General features: G+C 59.3%; 9 protein-coding genes and 12 pseudogenes. 11 read left to right on the plus strand and 10 right to left on the minus strand.

Translation table 11 applies throughout. The annotated features are described in order from the left end of the window. The first annotated feature begins 197 nt into the window (after positions 1 to 197). Together NKI70_RS24685 and NKI70_RS24690 are read left to right on the plus strand one after the other, a co-directional pair. Positions 198 to 1,223, plus strand: coding sequence for an IS110 family RNA-guided transposase (locus NKI70_RS24685; RefSeq protein WP_352725012.1), 1,026 nt, complete (start codon positions 198 to 200; stop codon positions 1,221 to 1,223). Between the two features lie 253 nt (positions 1,224 to 1,476). Continuing rightward, positions 1,477 to 2,360, plus strand: a pseudogene (locus NKI70_RS24690) (IS630 family transposase); the annotation flags it as partial. Between the two features lie 60 nt (positions 2,361 to 2,420). Here the strand turns inward: NKI70_RS24690 and NKI70_RS24695 are convergent. Next, positions 2,421 to 3,305 carry a beta-keto acid cleavage family enzyme gene (locus tag NKI70_RS24695; protein WP_352725013.1) on the minus strand — a complete coding sequence of 295 codons (885 nt, stop codon included), beginning with the start codon at positions 3,303 to 3,305 and terminating at the stop codon, positions 2,421 to 2,423. A gap of 192 nt (positions 3,306 to 3,497) precedes the next feature. Between NKI70_RS24695 and NKI70_RS24700 the strand changes: the two are divergent. From NKI70_RS24700 to NKI70_RS24710, 3 genes and pseudogenes are all read left to right on the plus strand, one after another. Further along, positions 3,498 to 3,653: pseudogene (locus NKI70_RS24700) on the plus strand (ATP-binding protein); the annotation flags it as partial. A 75-nt stretch (positions 3,654 to 3,728) separates the two neighbouring features. Beyond that, positions 3,729 to 4,144, plus strand: a pseudogene (locus NKI70_RS24705) (transposase); the annotation flags it as partial. A gap of 40 nt (positions 4,145 to 4,184) precedes the next feature. After that, entirely contained in the window at positions 4,185 to 4,424 is a 240-nt protein-coding gene (locus NKI70_RS24710) for a hypothetical protein (RefSeq protein WP_352725051.1), read from the plus strand. A 521-nt stretch (positions 4,425 to 4,945) separates the two neighbouring features. Here the strand turns inward: NKI70_RS24710 and NKI70_RS24715 are convergent. From NKI70_RS24715 to NKI70_RS34020, 3 genes and pseudogenes are all read right to left on the minus strand, one after another. Further along, positions 4,946 to 5,187: pseudogene (locus NKI70_RS24715) on the minus strand (transposase). Next, a complete protein-coding gene (locus NKI70_RS34015) occupies positions 5,139 to 5,777 on the minus strand; it encodes a hypothetical protein (protein WP_502898931.1) in 639 nt (212 codons plus the stop codon). The pseudogene NKI70_RS24715 and the gene NKI70_RS34015 overlap by 49 nt, the downstream one beginning before the upstream one ends. Then, a pseudogene (locus tag NKI70_RS34020) lies at positions 5,769 to 6,182 on the minus strand (IS110 family transposase); the annotation flags it as partial. The gene NKI70_RS34015 and the pseudogene NKI70_RS34020, both read right to left, overlap by 9 nt. 233 nt (positions 6,183 to 6,415) lie before the next feature. Here NKI70_RS34020 and NKI70_RS34025 point away from each other — a divergent pair. After that, positions 6,416 to 7,654, plus strand: a pseudogene (locus NKI70_RS34025) (IS110 family RNA-guided transposase); the annotation flags it as partial. A gap of 177 nt (positions 7,655 to 7,831) precedes the next feature. Here the strand turns inward: NKI70_RS34025 and NKI70_RS24735 are convergent. After that, positions 7,832 to 8,085: pseudogene (locus tag NKI70_RS24735) on the minus strand (transposase); the annotation flags it as partial. Positions 8,086 to 8,200: 115 nt separating this feature from the next. On the opposite strand from NKI70_RS24735, the pseudogene NKI70_RS24740 reads away from it, so the two are divergent. The 3 genes and pseudogenes from NKI70_RS24740 to NKI70_RS24750 form a co-directional block, all read left to right on the plus strand. Continuing rightward, a pseudogene (locus tag NKI70_RS24740) lies at positions 8,201 to 8,440 on the plus strand (DDE-type integrase/transposase/recombinase); the annotation flags it as partial. A gap of 436 nt (positions 8,441 to 8,876) precedes the next feature. Beyond that, positions 8,877 to 9,137 carry a hypothetical protein gene (locus tag NKI70_RS24745; protein WP_352725015.1) on the plus strand — a complete coding sequence of 87 codons (261 nt, stop codon included), beginning with the start codon at positions 8,877 to 8,879 and terminating at the stop codon, positions 9,135 to 9,137. After that, positions 9,134 to 10,594: an amidase gene (locus NKI70_RS24750; RefSeq protein ID WP_352725016.1), complete on the plus strand. Its 1,461-nt coding sequence runs from the start codon at positions 9,134 to 9,136 to the stop codon at positions 10,592 to 10,594. The genes NKI70_RS24745 and NKI70_RS24750 overlap by 4 nt, the downstream gene beginning before the upstream one ends. Positions 10,595 to 10,841: 247 nt before the next feature. Here NKI70_RS24750 and NKI70_RS24755 read toward each other — a convergent pair. Both NKI70_RS24755 and tnpC read right to left on the minus strand, forming a co-directional pair. Next, positions 10,842 to 12,036 (minus strand): annotated as a pseudogene (locus NKI70_RS24755) (IS3 family transposase). 118 nt (positions 12,037 to 12,154) lie between these two features. Then, positions 12,155 to 13,043 (minus strand): annotated as a pseudogene (gene tnpC / locus NKI70_RS24760) (IS66 family transposase). A 116-nt stretch (positions 13,044 to 13,159) separates the two neighbouring features. Here tnpC and NKI70_RS34030 point away from each other — a divergent pair. Next, on the plus strand, positions 13,160 to 13,531 hold the full coding sequence (locus NKI70_RS34030; RefSeq protein WP_502898932.1) for a hypothetical protein: 372 nt from the start codon (positions 13,160 to 13,162) through the stop codon (positions 13,529 to 13,531). Here NKI70_RS34030 and NKI70_RS24770 read toward each other — a convergent pair. After that, positions 13,453 to 13,829: pseudogene (locus NKI70_RS24770) on the minus strand (IS110 family transposase); the annotation flags it as partial. The gene NKI70_RS34030 and the pseudogene NKI70_RS24770 overlap by 79 nt on opposite strands. A 245-nt stretch (positions 13,830 to 14,074) precedes the next feature. Between NKI70_RS24770 and NKI70_RS24775 the strand changes: the two are divergent. Then, positions 14,075 to 14,329, plus strand: a pseudogene (locus NKI70_RS24775) (integrase core domain-containing protein); the annotation flags it as partial. Positions 14,330 to 14,365: 36 nt separating this feature from the next. Here the strand turns inward: NKI70_RS24775 and NKI70_RS24780 are convergent. Both NKI70_RS24780 and NKI70_RS24785 read right to left on the minus strand, forming a co-directional pair. Then, entirely contained in the window at positions 14,366 to 15,166 is an 801-nt protein-coding gene (locus NKI70_RS24780; RefSeq protein ID WP_352725040.1) for an amino acid ABC transporter ATP-binding protein, read from the minus strand. A gap of 97 nt (positions 15,167 to 15,263) precedes the next feature. Further along, a complete protein-coding gene (locus tag NKI70_RS24785; protein ID WP_352725017.1) occupies positions 15,264 to 16,238 on the minus strand; it encodes an amino acid ABC transporter permease in 975 nt (324 codons plus the stop codon). Positions 16,239 to 16,259 lie beyond the last annotated feature (21 nt).

Below are 16,259 nucleotides of genomic sequence, written 5' to 3' on the forward strand. Positions count from 1 at the left end.
ATGCTCCCTCTCTTACGGTGGCTGTCAAACACCACCATTCTGGCACATCGATGCCGTCGAGGGGGCGTCCACATGGGGTAATCGCGGGAGCGACGCGCCCTGGAACCGATCATAGCCTTGGAGGGTGGCTGTTCCCCGATAAGATGAAATACGGGCTCACGACTGGACGCCGGGCCCAGCATCAACGGAGAACAGCCATGGAAGAACATATCGGTCTCGATGTGTCGATGAAAGAGACGGCAGTGTCGATCCGCCGTGAAGGCGAACGGATCTGGCGCGGGAAGTGCGCATCTGATCCCAGGATCATTGCCGAGCTTGTCCGCAAGCGGGCGCCGGCCGCAAAGGGCGTCGTGTTCGAAACCGGCCCGCTGTCAGTTTGGTTCTATCATGCGCTGCGCGCCGAGGGATTGCCAGCCATCTGCATCGATGCGCGCCATGCCAAAGCCGCTCTCGATATGGCGGCGAACAAGACGGATGCGAATGACGCCGATGGTTTGGCGCGTCTTGCTGAAGCAGGATTCTTTCGCGAGGTGCGCGTGAAAGGCTTCGACAGTATGTTGACCCGCACGCTCGTGGCAGCACGCACTCGGCTGGTCCGGATCACCGTCGAGCTTTCCAACCAGATCCGAGGGATCATGAAAACGTTCGGCTTGCTCGTTCCCGCCGGTAAGGGAACTACATTCGAAAAGAATGTCCGGAGCCTTCTTATCGATCAGAGCGAGCTTGCTCCTGTCGTGCTACCGATGTTGGAAGCCTGGCGCAGCATTCGCATCCGTGCCGCCGAGCTTGGGCGCCAGCTTGTCGCAGATGCACGTCAAAGCCAAGCATGCCGCATACTCATGTCGATCCCCGGCATCGGCGCCATTACCGCAACCTCTTTCGCCACTGCCATTGAAGATCCGGGCAACTTCAAGAAGTCCCGCTCTGTTGCCGCTTGGATCGGCCTGACAACTCGCCGCTACCAATCGGGAGAAGTCGATTATGACGGCCATATATCCCGACGCGGCGATCGACATTTGCGGGGACTTCTCTATGAGGCTGCGGCGGTCATCCTGACACGCAGCTCGATCGACAGCAGCCTGCGCACGTGGGGCCTCAAGCTCCGGGAGAGGGTTGGCTTCAAACGAGCTGCCGTGGCTGTGGCGCGCAAACTGGCGGTGATAATGCATTCGATGCTCAAGACCGGTGAGTTCTTTGATCGAAATGCAGGCGCCACAGCATGAAATCTTGCGAATAGCGTTCAGGATCTGAGCGCCTGAGACGTCCCTGCCGGGACGTGAGCCGAGCCATTCCGCTGATGGGGTTGCACCGCTGTCTCAGCAAAGTGCGTCGTCCACATTGAAGGCTCGTCCGCGGAGCTCCATCATGCGGCGACTGATGTCGACCGCGAAGACAACCATGCACCCGGCAGCGTCGTCTCGACGCAATTACATGCTTGACGTCCCAGCGGCGATTAGACAACCCCATCACTATCCTATACAGATCGTGCGCGACTGGGTTGGTGAGGTGCGCTTCAATGCGCGCGGTCCCGATGGGTTGATAAACGGCAAGGCCCCGGGCAAGCCGTCGTTGTTGAATGACGATCAGCGTGCGGCCTTGGCACAAGCCATCGAGCGCGGTCCCCCCCTATCTCGATGGCGTCGTGCGCTGACGTCTGTGTGACCTGGCCCAGTGGCTGTGCGAGGAATTCGGTGTGAGCGAGCAGACCTTGGGCCGCGAAGTGCGCTCGATGGGCTACCGCAAACTCTCGGCTCGCCCGAGGCACCATGCGCAGGATGCTGATGCGGCCGAGGCATTTAAAAAACTTCCCCACCGCAGTGGCCGAGATCGCCGTTGGCCCCGCCAAAGGTAAAGTGATTGAAATCTGGTTCACGAGGCGCGGATAGGCCAGAAGAACAACATCACCCGCCGCTGGGCCAGGCGTGGATCAAGGCCATCTGCACCGCACGACCAGCGCACACGCTCCGCCTATATCTTCGGCGCGATCTGCCCCAAGCACGGACAGCTCTCGTCTGCCATGGTGCGACACCCATGCCATGAACCACCATCTGATCGAGATCTCCCGAAACGTCGCCAACGATGCGCACGCCATCCTCATCATGGACCAGGCAGGATGGCACATGTCCAATAACCTGCTGGTCCCCGAAAATATCACTATCCTTCCCCTGCTGCCGAAATCGTCCGAACTCAATCCCGTCGAAAACATCTGGCAGTTCATGCGTGAAAACTGGCTCTCGAACCGCGTCTTCAAATCCTACGAAGACATCGTCGACCACTGCTGCCACGTATGGCGAACTCTGCAAGACCGACTCTGGAAGATCATGCCCATCGGTCGCAGAAAATGGGCGAATGAGTTCTGATCAGTGAGGGCTGGTATGATCCGCTATCATCATTACACGCATGGTTTACATCGGGTGCGGCTACCCGCGCTTCTTGACGCCGAGAATTGCCCGTGCCTCGGCAGGTGTCGCGACGCTGGCGCCCATTCGCTCGATGATCCCAACCGCGTTGTCGACAAGCTCGGCATTGGATGCCAGCACCCCACGTCGAAGATAAATGTTGTCTTCCAAACCTACCCGGACGTGTCCGCCCATTGCCACTAACTGTCCAACCATCGGCATTTCATCTGCACCACAGCCAAATCCACCCCAGACCGCCCCGGAAGGCAGAATTTCACGCATCGCCTGCACAGCGCTCGGCACAGCGGGAGCACCATAACCCGTGCTGAGGCAGAACTGAAAAAGAGGAGGACCGTTTATTATGTTTTCCGAGATGAGTTTTTTAGCGATTTCAACGTGGCCCAGATCGAAGCATTCGAGCTCGGGCTTGACACCAGCCTCGCGCATAAGTGTCGCCATCGCTCGCAGATCCGACATACGCGCAACAAAAATTCGCTCCCCAAAAGCCATCGTTCCGCAATCCAAAGTGCTAAGCTCTGGCTGTAGCGTGACGGCGTGGAGGCAGCGTCCAATAGCGTCCTTAAGTGTGCTCGTCTTTCCGATTTTTAAGGGATCTAAGGAAACAAGTTCAAGTTCACCATCCATTCCGCAGGTTAGGTTGATGATGACGTCTGTCGCCGCGTCCCTAAGCTTCTTAACAACCTGTTCATAGAGCTCAAATCGGTTTGATGGGGCTCCGGTGTCAGGCTCCCGGACGTGAATGTGCACTACCGCAGCCCCAGCTTTCGCAGCTTGCAGGGCAGCCTCCGCGATTTGCAATGGCGTCTTGGGGAGATTGGGATGCTTCGTAAGAACCGCGCAACTCCCTCCGGTGACTGCACACGTGACAATGACCTTCCGAGACATCAGAAACTCCTACTGCGGCACCGTCTTGATTGTTTAGTCTGGAGCGCCATTCACTCGGTGGCGGCGACGGCGGCAGCTGATCATCAAATCTGGCCGATACTTCATGCGCCTCACCTATTCGTCAAATATTGATTGTCGCCGCCGACCATCTGGGTGCGAGATGGCTGGTGCATGGTCGCAGGTTGGAGATCTCTAGACGTCGTAGTGCTCGATGAGCTCGGCTATCTGCCCTTCGCTCAGGCTGGCGGGCAGTTGCTCTTCCATCTGGTCTCGAAGAACTCTGAGCGCACCAGCGTCATCATCACCACCAACCTGGCATTTGACGAATGGCCAAGCGTCTTCGGCGGACCAAACATTAGAGGCTGTTCGGAAAATCGGAAAATTGGAATTTTGGCGGAGGCTGGTTTGTGATTCAAGCTGTGGATGTGGACCGAACAGAGCCGTGGCCGGATGGCCAAGATCGCCAAGAAGACCAAGCGCTACCCCGTCCGATCTGACGGACGAGGAGTGGGAACAGATCGCTCCGCTGATGCCCAGGCCTGGGCGTCGCGACCGTCCGCGCGAGGTTGATTTCCGTGAGGTGATCAACGCGGTGCGCTACCTTGTGCGCTCGGGTTTCGGCTGGCGGATGCTGCCGATCCATTTCGGCGCCTGGCACACGGTCTACGGCTGGTTTCGCGAGTTGGCGCGGCGCTTTTTGTTCCAGACCATCCACGACCTGGCGCTGATGCTGGACCGCGAGCGCGCCGGGCGCGAGGCCAGTCCCACGGCGGGCGTGATCGACGCCAGTCGGTCACGCTCCGAAAGCGGAAACAAGAGGGAACCAAGCCCAGCGGCGGCATCGACTCCCGACCGTGGTGCCAGCGGTTCTATGCGGCCATGAATCTCAACATCAAAAGCTGGAAACGGCTACGCGACCTCAACAACCCCAATCACGGCCTGCTGCTCCCGATCCTGATCTACTGCGTAGACAAAAAGGGCAGGCCCGTCCTCGGCAAGCCCAGGCCGGGGCCGGAGACCGCGCGCTTCATCGAGCAGGAGGCGTACAAAGACATCGCCCTCGTCATCCCCTCCCTCCGCGAACTCCACCACGTCACCCGTTATGACGATCCGGAGTGATCGGCGCCGCCGCGCGGACCAACCGCTGACCTACCATAGACACATCACCAGACGATTTCGGGAAAGGTGCCTTGGCGCACCGCTCTGATGTCCTTTTACAAGGCGCGATCTGCGCAGTAATCCACCCGACACCGATTTCCTCGGTCGGTTTCTCATTGATTGAGCGCCTATCGGTGGAGACGTGGCCTGGGACGCGGGTGAACAAGCTCTGATGCGCGGGTTGGTTACCGCATGTCCATGTATTCGTCCGGGGCTGGTCCTCTCTTACAACGGGCGTCGGCATTGCCGGCCACAAAGCGATGCCGGGAATTCCCCATTTAATGCCACGTCCCCGCCGATAGGGCGCGATGATTATTTCGTCGCGACCGAGGATCAGGTTCCTGCCTGCTGCTCATCCGCTCGGGCGATGGCCCACATGAAAGAGCGAGTTCCCGAGCTATTGCGGTCACAGCCACGGTGCTGCGCTTGCCACGCGATCAGGGCCCTGTAGCGCTTGGCCAAGCGTGCCTGTGCGTTCCACGCTATGTCTCGCACGACTTCAGGCATGTGGCGGCTTTCCAAGTATTTCCTTTCCCCAGTTTGGCCGGATAGCGGTAAGTCCAGGCGCTGTCGGCCAAGACGCGGCGCACTCGGGCATTCCCAGTCTTGGTGATACCGCCCCGTCGCACGGCGTCCCCGGTCGAGCGCTCCGAGGGACAAGTCCGAGATAAGCCATCAGTTGTCGCGGGTTGGTGAAGCGGCGATCATCGCCGATTTCGACCATGAAGGTAGCCGCACAAATGACGGACCCCACGCAAAGCCTGCAAGCGTTCGACTACCGGCGCGAGTGGCCAGTCGAGCAGGCCGTCTTCGATTGCCTTTTCTAGGCGTGCTACTCTTTCCCGGCACTGCGACTCTGCGAGGATCAACTCCTGCAGGACAGCTTGCTGACTGCGGTATGAGAAACTCAGTCCACGCAGCCATTTGAGATACTTCGTTCCCCAGGCCTTCAAGCCAGGATAGATCTTGCCATCTCGCAACAGGAAGGATCGAATCTCGTGCCGCTTGCGGGTTCGATCCTTCACCGCAGCCTCGGGGCGCGGATCGCGTCGCGGCGATGATTGGACCAACGCCGGGGATGCTGGTGAGCCGTCTGGCGGTTTCGTCGTTCTTCACGGCGGCAACGATCTTCGTGTCGAGCGCTTCGATACGAACCGTCAGTCTCTCGATTTGCTCAGCCATCTCCAGGAGTGCCGCTCGCGCTGCGGATGGAAGGCGGGCATCGTCGCCGTCGCGTAGAATGGCGATGAGTTTGGCGATGCTGGTCATGCCGGTTGCGGCGATGATCCCCAGCTCGGCCATATGAGCGCGCATCGCGTTTGCCGTCTGGCTCCGCTCGCGCACAAAAAGCTCCCTGGTCTCAGCACCATTCCCGCCGCCTGCTCTTCCGGCGATTTGATCGGCACGAAGCGCATGGTCGGACGCGTTACCGCCTCGCAGATTGCCTCCGCATCGGCTGCGTCGGTCTTATTGCGCTTCAGATAGGCTTTAACATAAGCCGGCGGCATAATCCTGACTATATGGCCGAACTCGCTGATAGCGTTCGCCCAGTGGTGCGCTAGCACAGGCCTCCATGCCGAGGAGGCAGGGTTCAAGGCCGCGGAAGAAGTCCAGCAGCTGCGATCGCCGCAGGGCGCGCCGGACAACAACGCGACCATCTTCTGTAATGGCGTGGACCTGGAAGACCGACTTGGCCAAGTGCAGACCGATTGTGGTAATCTTTTCCGTGGAACGGTTCCTTCTGTTTCGTGGCGATAGGTGTCACCACGATAGGCACCTTCGATGCCGCTTCGAAGGGCCGTTCCACACCATCACTATCGGAGGATATCTCTCCGACATATCGAACCTCGCCGGTACGCCCGCTCTCGGCGAGAGCAACAGCATACCGATCCTTCGAAACATCCAATCCTACGAAAACTTCGCTATATTCCTCCATGGTTCGTCCTCCTGGCATGAGGATAGGCTCGACGAGCAACCCTCGTTTCAACACTGCCAGTGTAGGGCGAACCACCTCACAACCGGCAACCAGCAAGGACATAAGGTCCTACAATGCTGGTGACAAGCTTGAAGAGTTCGCCAGGAAGGAACTCACCCATGATGATCATGTGGTGATCGAGGCCACGGGCAATGCTGCTGCCGTCGCTGAAGTGCTGTCGCCCTACGTCGATCGGATCGTGATCGCCAATCCCAAGCAGGTGCACATGATCGCGCACGCGAAGGTGAAGACTGACACGATCGACGCCACTGTCCTTGCGAAGCTCTACGCCTCGGGCTTTCTGCCGGAGGTCTGGGTTCCGGATCCGGGGACCCTTGCCCTCCGAAGACAGGTCACCAGGCGGACACAGCTGGTTCGCCAGCGTTCGCGGCTGAAGAACCTGATCCAGTCAATCCTCCACGCCCACCTGATCCCGCCGTGTCCGCATGGGAACCTCGTCGGGATCAGCGGGCGCAAATGGCTGACGAGGCAAATATTGCCTGCGGATGAGCGCGCCGCCATCGAGCGCCACCTCGGCTTGATTAACCAGATCAACGAGGCGTTGACGGTGGTCGAGGCGGATATCGCCGTACATGCCCTCCAGGATCCGACAATCCACCGCCCTGATGACGTTGCCCGGCCTCGACGTCACCGTGGCTGCGAGCGTTGCCGCGGCAATCGGCGACATACGGCGCTTCAGTGATCCACAGAAGCTCGTTGCCTATCTTGCCTCAATCCGAGCGTGCGGCAGTCCGGTGAGGGGCCAGCCTATCACGGGCGCATCACGAAGCAGGGCCGCGGCCATGCGCGGGGGATGCTGGTCGAGGCGGCATGGGCGGCTGTGCGATCGCCAGGACCTCTTCGCGCCTTCCACAAGCGGATCGCCTCGCGCCGCGGGAAGCACATCGCGGCCGTCGCCACTGCGCGCAAGCTTGCAATGATCATCTGGCACATGCTGATCAAGGATACCGACTACATCTGGGCCCGGCCGGCCTTGCTCGCCCGCAAGTTCAGATCGGTCGAGCTGCGTGCCGGCCTTCCGACCAGCCATGCCAGACGCGGCACCGCCTTCGACTACAACATCCCGGCCAAGCGCGCCGAAGAACGATCTCGCGTCGAGAAGGCGGAAGCTGCCTATGCAGCAGCGACTTCCCGATGGCGAACGAGGCCGGAGAGGCGGAAGGCTGTGGAAAAAGCTGCCAAATGCGAAGAACGGGCTATTCTACAACATCCCCCTACCTCGGCTTGCCCGGCGCGATGTAGTGCCATTCGATCCCGTGATCCTTCGACCATGCTAGGGTGGCGTTCGGCGGTCAAATCCCGCAGCCGCTTGCGCAAACCGGCATCATCCGGTCGGGACGGACGGTAGCGGTAGACCCGCGGCTCCATGCCGCATCTCGCGCAAGGTCGAGATGCCGAGCATGGCATCGGCCAGCAGACGCTTCAGCTCGCCGTTCTTCTCCTCAAGGCTCTTTAGCCGCTTCGCCTCCGACACATCCATGCCGCGATACTTCGCGGCGCCACTTATATTATAGAAGTCGCGTCGCTCACACCGTATTTGCGGCACAGTTCCGTCGCCGAGAGCCTAGCCTGGTGTTCCTTCAAAATGCCGATGATCTGTTCGTCAGAAAATCTCGATCGCTTCATGTCTCCTCATCAGAGGAACAGGCAAAGCTCGAACCGAGGACTTTTCAGGGGAGCACGTCAGGAATCATCGGCGGATGGTCTCCTAGGAAACGACGATCCGCCGATGATCTGCCGAAAGCACGGCCCTGATTATGCTCGCCGCATACGCCGCAAGGCGCCAACGAAAGACGATGTCTGGCACCTGGATGATGTCGCGGTGCGCATCAACGGTCAAAAATGCTGGTTGTGGAGAGCGGTTGATCAGGACGGATATGTGCTCGACCAGATTGTCCAGACGCGTCGCAATACCAAGGCCGCCAGGCGCCTGCTGACGCGACTTCTGGATAAGCAGGGTCTGCCGCCAAAGCGTATGATCCTTGCCCCCGGTAAGACCTGAGTTAAACCGAGGCGCGTCCGCGCGGCCCTGATAAGTTGCGAAACCAGCAACTATTGGCAATAAACGCGCTCCCGGTAGAGACGTTGAACTCCGCATGCACCGTGTTGCGTCGGCGCGGTAGAGTATCTGAATTCGAGATGGCTTGAATCGATAAACAACATTTGACTCTAGCGACGCTCGTAGAGACTGTGCCTCGGACCTCAAGAAATTTAAGAGCAGCACAATGACCCCACCCCTTTCTGGTCGCCGAGCTATCGTCTCCGCCGCGGCCTCCGGTTGTCGCCCAGACACTTGCGGAAGCTGGAGCTCGGGTGGAGGTGTGCGATGTTGACCAACGGAAACTTGCTTAGATGAGGACAGCGTCATCCCGCCATTGGCGCGACGGCCACAATCCGGAAAACGGGAGGAACTGCCGATGTTCAATCGAATTCTTCCGCCGCCCGGAACCCCGGCCGCCGTTGGGGGGGAGGAACCCGGCGAATTTCTTGACCGCGTTGAATTGTGGATCGCCACATGGCACGCCATTTCGGCGCCTAACGAGAATGCAAGGCGTGCTGCCGCCCGGCTTGAGAAAACGATCCACGAGATCGAAAGCATGCGCGGCACCTTGCGCTTCGAGGACGAGCCGGCGAGCTTCAACGCAGCGCTTATAGAGGCGAAGGGACAGGCGCGATGAGCGATCTGGCTGATTTCAGTTTAACCGAGGCTGTCGACGCTATTCGTGACCGAAAGGTTTCTTCACTTGAGCTCCTCGATGCGTGCTTCGCTCAAATCCAGCTTGCAGGGGAAGAACTTAACGCTTTCATCTGGCTTGACTATGAGGACGCTCGCAAATTCGCGCGCAAGGCAGACGAAGCACTCGAAAAGGGTAACTGGCTAGGTCCCCTGCATGGAATCCCTTTGGCTCATAAGGACATGTTCTATCGGGAAGGAAAGCCTTGCACCTGCGGTTCGAGAATCCGTAAGGATTTTGTGCCCCTGGCGACAGCTACTGTGCTTGCTCGCATGGACGCGGCGGGTGCCTATAGCTTCGGCGGTCTCAACATGGCCGAGTTTGCAGGCGGCGGAACTGGTCACAACAGGGAATTCGGCGACTGTCACAATCCTTGGAATCCGGCCTATGTACCTGGCGGCTCTTCCTCGGGACCAGGTGCGGCCGTAGCTGCGCGGATGACCTATGCGGCACTTGGATCCGACACGGGCGGCTCGATTCGGCTACCGGCGGCAGCCTGTGGTGTCACGGGCATCAAGCCGACAAAAACACGCGTTAGCCGCTATGGCGTGATGCCGCTATCCTTCTCTCTTGACAATGTCGGTCCTCTTGCCCGCACAGCGCGGGATTGTGCCCGCGTTCTTTCGGTCATCGCAGGACATGATCCCTTAGATCCAACCAGTTCCACCGAGGGTGTGCCGATTTATGAGAAGGCACTGAAGGGCAAGGCCGACGGCATTAAGATCGGCGTCCCTGAGACATATTTCTTGGACAACGTGGAACATCCGGTTGGAATCGCGTTTGACAACGCAGTCGGGTTGCTAGCCAGACGTGGCGTAAAAGTGGAGTGCGTTCCAGTGCCCTTCATTGGTGCGATCTTGGCATACTGTCAGGTCGTTGATCTTGTCGAAGCGGCCTCCAATCATGCCGAATGGATGCGCAGGCGTCCGCAGGATTTGAGCCCGGATATTTCATGGGTCTACCCGGGCTATGCTATTCCTGCAACCTACTATTTGGAGGCCCTGTCTCGGCGCGGACCTATTCTGAGGGAGTTTTCAAAAGCAGTTTTCAGCAGGGTTGACGTGCTTGCGACGCCGACCATCCCTACCTGCATTCCGACATTGGCAGAAACCAATATAGGGCATCAGTCAGTCGTCGGTGAAGGTAAGGCGGCTAAGCTTTGGGCCAATACCGGGATTTTCAACTACCTTGGCCTTCCAACCGTAAGCGTGAGTTGCGGTTTCGATCCAAACGGCCTGCCGATTGGTCTCTCCTTTACAGGGCGCCCATTCGGTGAGGCAGATATTCTCAAATTGGCCGACGCTTATCAACAGGAGACCGATTGGCACAAGCGTCGTCCAATGTTGCCGACTCAAGATATGACATCGAGTGAGGGTGCTGTCACATTGATTGAGCGGTAAGGAAAATGAGGTGAGTGCACCGATCTACAAGATGGGATGGTTGCCGCCCTCCACAGACGGCATTCAGCTTCACGGCACAACGACGGGGATCTGAAATTCCGCAAAAAGCTGACGCGGTTTCGGTTTCGGCAGTTCATGGCATGCCAGGCGCCTGCTGTGGTTGTGATGGAAGCGTGCGGCAGCGCGAGCTAGTCTGGACGCCCCAGAGCTTGCAGGTCTCGATGATGCTTGACCTGCCACTGAATTTTCATCCGGCTGCAGTTAGAGCCTCGGCGGGTTTTACGCCGTATGGCGCGGGTTGAGCAACGGGTGATCGGCGGAGCTGGTCGGGGTTGCGCAGCCGATCGTCCGTTGCGGTGAGATTGGCGGCATAGGCCGCAGGCGTGATGTATCCGAGCGCCGAATGTGGGCGCGATCGGTTGTAGTCGTCTGCCCATTCGGCGATGGTTGTTCGGGCATGGTCGAGGCCGAAAAACAGGGTTTCGTTCAGCAACTCGTCCCGCATCCGCCCGTTGAAGCTTTCGCAGAAGCCGTTCTGCATCGGCTTGCCCGGCGCGATGAAGCGATGAAGTGCCATTCCACCTGATGATCCTTCGACCAGGCGAGGATCGCGTTCGAGGTGAACTCGGTGCCGTGGTCGGAGACGTTCATGCCTGGCTTGCGCGCTGGGCGATCAGTTCCGTCAGTTCACGCGCCACCCGGCGGCCGGAGATCGAGGTGCCCGGGATCGCAGCCAGGCATTCGCGCGTCACGTCGTCGACGATGTTGAGGATGCGGAAGCGCCGGCCGCAGGCGAACTGGTCATGGACGAAATCCAGCGACCAGCGCGCGTTCGGCTTCGCCTGGACCAGGATCGGCGCCCGCGTGCCGACTGCTCGCCGTCTTGCCCGGCGCTTGCGCACGGCCAGTCCTTCTTCGCGGTATAGCCGGTAGATGCGGTTGATACCCGATGCCTCGCCTTCGCGCCTGAGCAGAATGAACAGCCGCCGATAGCCGAAGCGCCGGCGCTCGTTGGCAAGGTCGCGTAGCCGGCCGCGCAGTGCCGCCTCAGGTGGACGACAAGAACGATACCGGATCATCTTGCGATCAGCGCCCACAAAGGAACAGGCCCGCCGCTCCGACAGGCCCATCGTGGCCTGCAGATGCGCGACGGCTTCGCGCTTGGCGACGGGCCCTACCATTTTTTTGACAGAAGCTCGCGCAGTGCCGAGGCTTCCAGCATCTGGTCGGCGAGCAGCTTCTTCAGCTTCGCGTTCTCGTCTTCCAAGGCCTTCAGCCGCTTGGCGTCGGAGACGTCCATCCCGCCATACTTCGCCTTCCAGTTATACAGCGTCGCCTCGGAGATCCCATGCTTTGCGCGCCAGGTCGCCCGCCTTCGCCCCCGCTTCGTGCTCACGCAGAACCGCGATGATCTGCTCTTCCGTAAACCGCTTTCTCTTCATCAGTCCGTCCTTCAATCGAGGCCCGGACTCTAATCTCAGATGGAGGAAATTACCCGTGGCAGGTCATGCTGAGCACGACCGCTGACCGCTCTGCCGAGGCGGAGCTGCCCGAGAAAAGCTAATTGCGCCTGCCGACCGTAAATCCACCAATGGCCCGCTCCGCGATCAGGTTGTCGGGCTCGAGCTGGCCATCGTAGAGGAACCGGTTGAACGCGCGCCATCGCTTGGTGCCATAGGCGAAGGCCTTCGCGATATCGGCATGGCGCGACAAACCCTTGCCCTCGCGCATAAGCTGTCGTCGCAGCGCGCGGACCAGTGGTCCGGTCCGCATTCGGTGCAATCGCTCGGCGGGCCGGAGCCCCCTTATCTCTTCCTCGATCCGGTAGATCGCCTGGACACCGGCCATCGCCGTCGTGCTGAGCTTGGTCGGCTGTGTCGTGAACGTCGAATATCTTGCGACGCAGATGGGCCAGGCAGGCAGCTTCTCGAATGGCGCCGCCCTTGTAGATCTGATTGTAGCCGCTGAAGCCGTCGGCCTGGAGCGTGCCGGCAAACCCGGCGAGCTCGGTGATCACGCTCTCGCCGGCGCGATACCAGGCGATCGGTGGCTCCTGCGAACCCGAGTTGCGACCGTCGGCGAGATAAACCCAGAGCGCGCCCTTGTGTGTCTTGCCGTTGCTGGGCGCCAGGATCGGAAGCCACGTGTCATCGGTGTGGATCTTGGTGCGGGCACGGCCGATCTCACGGATGCGATTGTAGATCGGATCGAGCAAGGCGGCGGCGTAGCCCGCGCTGCGCGCAGGCGTGGATCGCTCGATATCGACGCCCTTGGCAGCCATCATCTGTGCCTGACGATAGAAGGGCAGACGATAACCCCACTTCGCCATCATGATGTGGGCGAGCGCGGCACAGCTAAGCTTGCCGCGTGCAATGGCTTTAACTGGTGACGGCGCCTGGATGATTTTATCGCAGGTCCGGCAGCTGTACTTGGGTCGAATGGTCTCCATCACCTGCCAGGCTTGGGCGACCAGATCGGGCACTCGTCGCTATCTTCGCCCATGGCGCGCAGATCGCCGCCGCAGCCCAGGCACCATGCGCAAGACGGCTCAGGCGAACGACCCGCTTGCGCGGCAGGTTGGGGTTGAGCTTACGAACCGGCAAACCCCCGCACCTTGTCGGTGTCAGCGACGATGGGCAGCTCGGTATCGAGCACGCTGGCGGCGAAATCGGTCTCGAGATCGTCGAGTTCGAGCCGCATCTGGCCCAGCTTCTCGGACGAACGGCCGAAGGCCTTGCGGTTGAAGCGATCGATCTGCAGCTGCAGGCGCTGGATGCGAAGTACGGCCTCGGCGCGCTCTCTTCGAAGCTGCTCATCTCGTTCGGCGATGGTGATGTCACGAGCAGAAACGGCCGCCTCCGCCGAGTGACCTGTCGGCGCAGCGCCTGCGTCGGCTCGTCAGCAATCCAGACTTCTGGCAAGAAGCCGCTGGCATAGAGCTGCGCAAGAACGCCGGCGTCGATCGTGTCCGTTTTGATCTTGGCATAGGCAATGATACGCACCTGTTTCGGGTTGGCGATCACCACCTTCTTCACATGCGGCGCAACCACAGCTGCAGCGGACATCGCGTTGCCGGTGGCCTCGATCACCACGACATCGTTCGGCGACAGCTTCGCGGCGAACGCCGCCAACAGATCGCGCCCCATGTCGACGCGGCCAGTCGTCTGAGCCTGCCATCCTCCCATGCCACTGCTTCGGCGAAGGCGCGGTGAATATCCAGTCCGATGATCCGCATGCCTATTCCCTCCTTCCTGGCTCGGTCAAAGACGGGAGCTGGCGGGCAACACGACACCTACTGATCCGCGCTAGCAGCGCATCCGGGAAAGTCGCGAGGGGCGGCAAAGTAACGAGCTCGGGCTCTCAGCCCACGGTCTAAAGACGGCCTGCCCGCACTTTCGTGCTCCCGGTGCCCCACGTCCCGGATGGGCTCACCATAAGGCCGTTTCCTAAAGAAGAACAGCAGGAAGAATAGTCAAAGATCACATAGCGGATAACGGTCAGGTCGACCGGATGAACCGAACGCTAAAGGAGGCAACCGTCCGGCGTCATCACTGCGAGACCCACCGTCAACTCGAAAATCACCTTGCTGCCTTCCTCGACGGATACAACTTCGCCAGGCGGCTCAAGACCCTTCACTGCCTCACACCCTACGAAGCCATCTGTACGGCATGGGCCAAACAGCCAGACCGGTTCCGGCTCGATCCGGTCCACTCGACCTCGGGACTGAACACCTAGTCTAGAACCCGCACTTTCCGCCGAACGGGACAACAATCAGTGCGACAGTATTTGGCTGAGGAATAGCTTTGTTCTTTCGTGTTGTGGCTTGGTGAAGAAGTCGTTCGGCTTGCCCTCTTCGACGATCTGCCCTGCATCCATGAAGATCACTCGGTCCGCGACGGCACGCGCGAACCCCATCTCGTGCGTCACGCAGACCATGGTCATGCCGTCGCGCGCGAGACCAGTCATTGTCTCGAGCACTTCAGCGACCATTTCCGGATCGAGCGACGAGGTCGGCTCGTCGAACAGCATGACGGTCGGTTTCATACAGAGCGAACGGGCTATGGCAACTCGTTGCTGCTGTCCGCCGGAGAGCTGGGCAGGATATTTGTTCGCCTGCTCCGAAATAAACACGCGCTCGAGGAATTTCAGCGCGAGCTTCCTTGCCTCGGGCTCTGGCACGCCCTTTATCCACATCGGGGCCGCCATACAGTTCATCAGAACCGTCATGTGCGGGAACAGATTGAAGTGCTGGAAAACCATGCCGACGTTCTTGCGCACTTCAGCCACGTTGGGCATCCTGCTGTGCAACCTGATCCCGTTGACGATGATCTCGCCCTCCTGGTGCGCCTCGAGCCGGTTGAAGCAGCGAATCAGCGTCGACTTTCCCGATCCGGACGGGCCGCAGATAACGATGCGTTCGCCTTTGCGGACGGTGAGGCTGACGGCAGTCAATGCTCTGAAGGCGCCGTACCACTTCGAGACGTTCTTCGTTTCGATAATCTTTTCCGCATTCGTTGTCGCCTGCTCCTGTCCTGGTGACTCTCGATACGAAGCTGGTTGTATGCGCGACATATTGGTAGAAGCCTCCGAAGACTTGCCCTCATTAGCGACGTTTTTCAGTTGATGTATCCTGCTAATCGTCATCGCACGTTGCTCCCGTTGCTGACGCTCATCTTACCTTGCTCCTGGCGAAATAGCGCTCGATCCTGGATTGAATGAGCTCGAGGCAAATGGACATAATCCAATAGATTACCGCCGCGGTGATCAGCATCTCCAAGTAATGAAAGGTTGGCTGGCCAAGTGTGCGAGCAAGGAATGTCAGCTCCCACACGCCGAGGACCGAGACCAGGGAGCTGTCCTTCAGCATTCCGATGAACATGTTTCCCATTGGCGGAATGATTACGGGAAGCGCCTGCGGCAGAATAATCTTGCGCATAGTGAGGCCAAAGCCGAAACTCATGGATCGGGATGCCTCCCACTGACCGCGGTCGATGCTCGCAATACCGGACCGGAAGATTTCAGTCATATACGCACCAGTGCATAGCGAAAGCGCCAATATGCCAGATGGCACGGCATCAAGCATAATGCCCAGTTGGGGCAGGCCGAAATAGATCAGGTAAACCTGCATCAGAAGCGGCATTCCGCGGAAGAAGGAAGTATAGAAGCTGGCAACCCCGTAAGCGAAGCCATTGCTTGACAGTTTCGCTACGGCGGCAGCGATCCCGATAGCCGATGCGCAAACCAGTGAGATCGCCGAAACATATAGTGTCGTCACCACTCCCTGCGCGATCAGGAAGGGTATCTTATCCCAAATAAAAGGCAGATTTAGATCGAATACTTTAACAAAAGCCATAAACAGAACGAGCAGTTCGAGCCACACAATGCCGATTTGCACTTTCAGCGAGGCAAAACCGATTAGTACCAGGTTAAAGCAGAACACGACCGCAATCACAAAGGCAATGGCGAAGCGCCCGTAAAAGCCGCTCTCCAACGGCTCGCCGATGACCGGCCGCATGATTTCGCCTATAATGGTGCCCGTGAGGTCAAACATAAGAAAAACTGTGAGCACAACGGCAAAGACGGAGGCTATAAACAACGGCTTGTGGACGAGTACGTCGGATTCTACGGTATCCTGATAGAGCATGTGCAGCCCCCTAAAAAAGCG

Origin of the sequence: Mesorhizobium sp. M0500 (genome assembly GCF_040321165.1) — a bacterium.
In the GTDB taxonomy this organism is placed as follows: domain Bacteria; phylum Pseudomonadota; class Alphaproteobacteria; order Rhizobiales; family Rhizobiaceae; genus Mesorhizobium.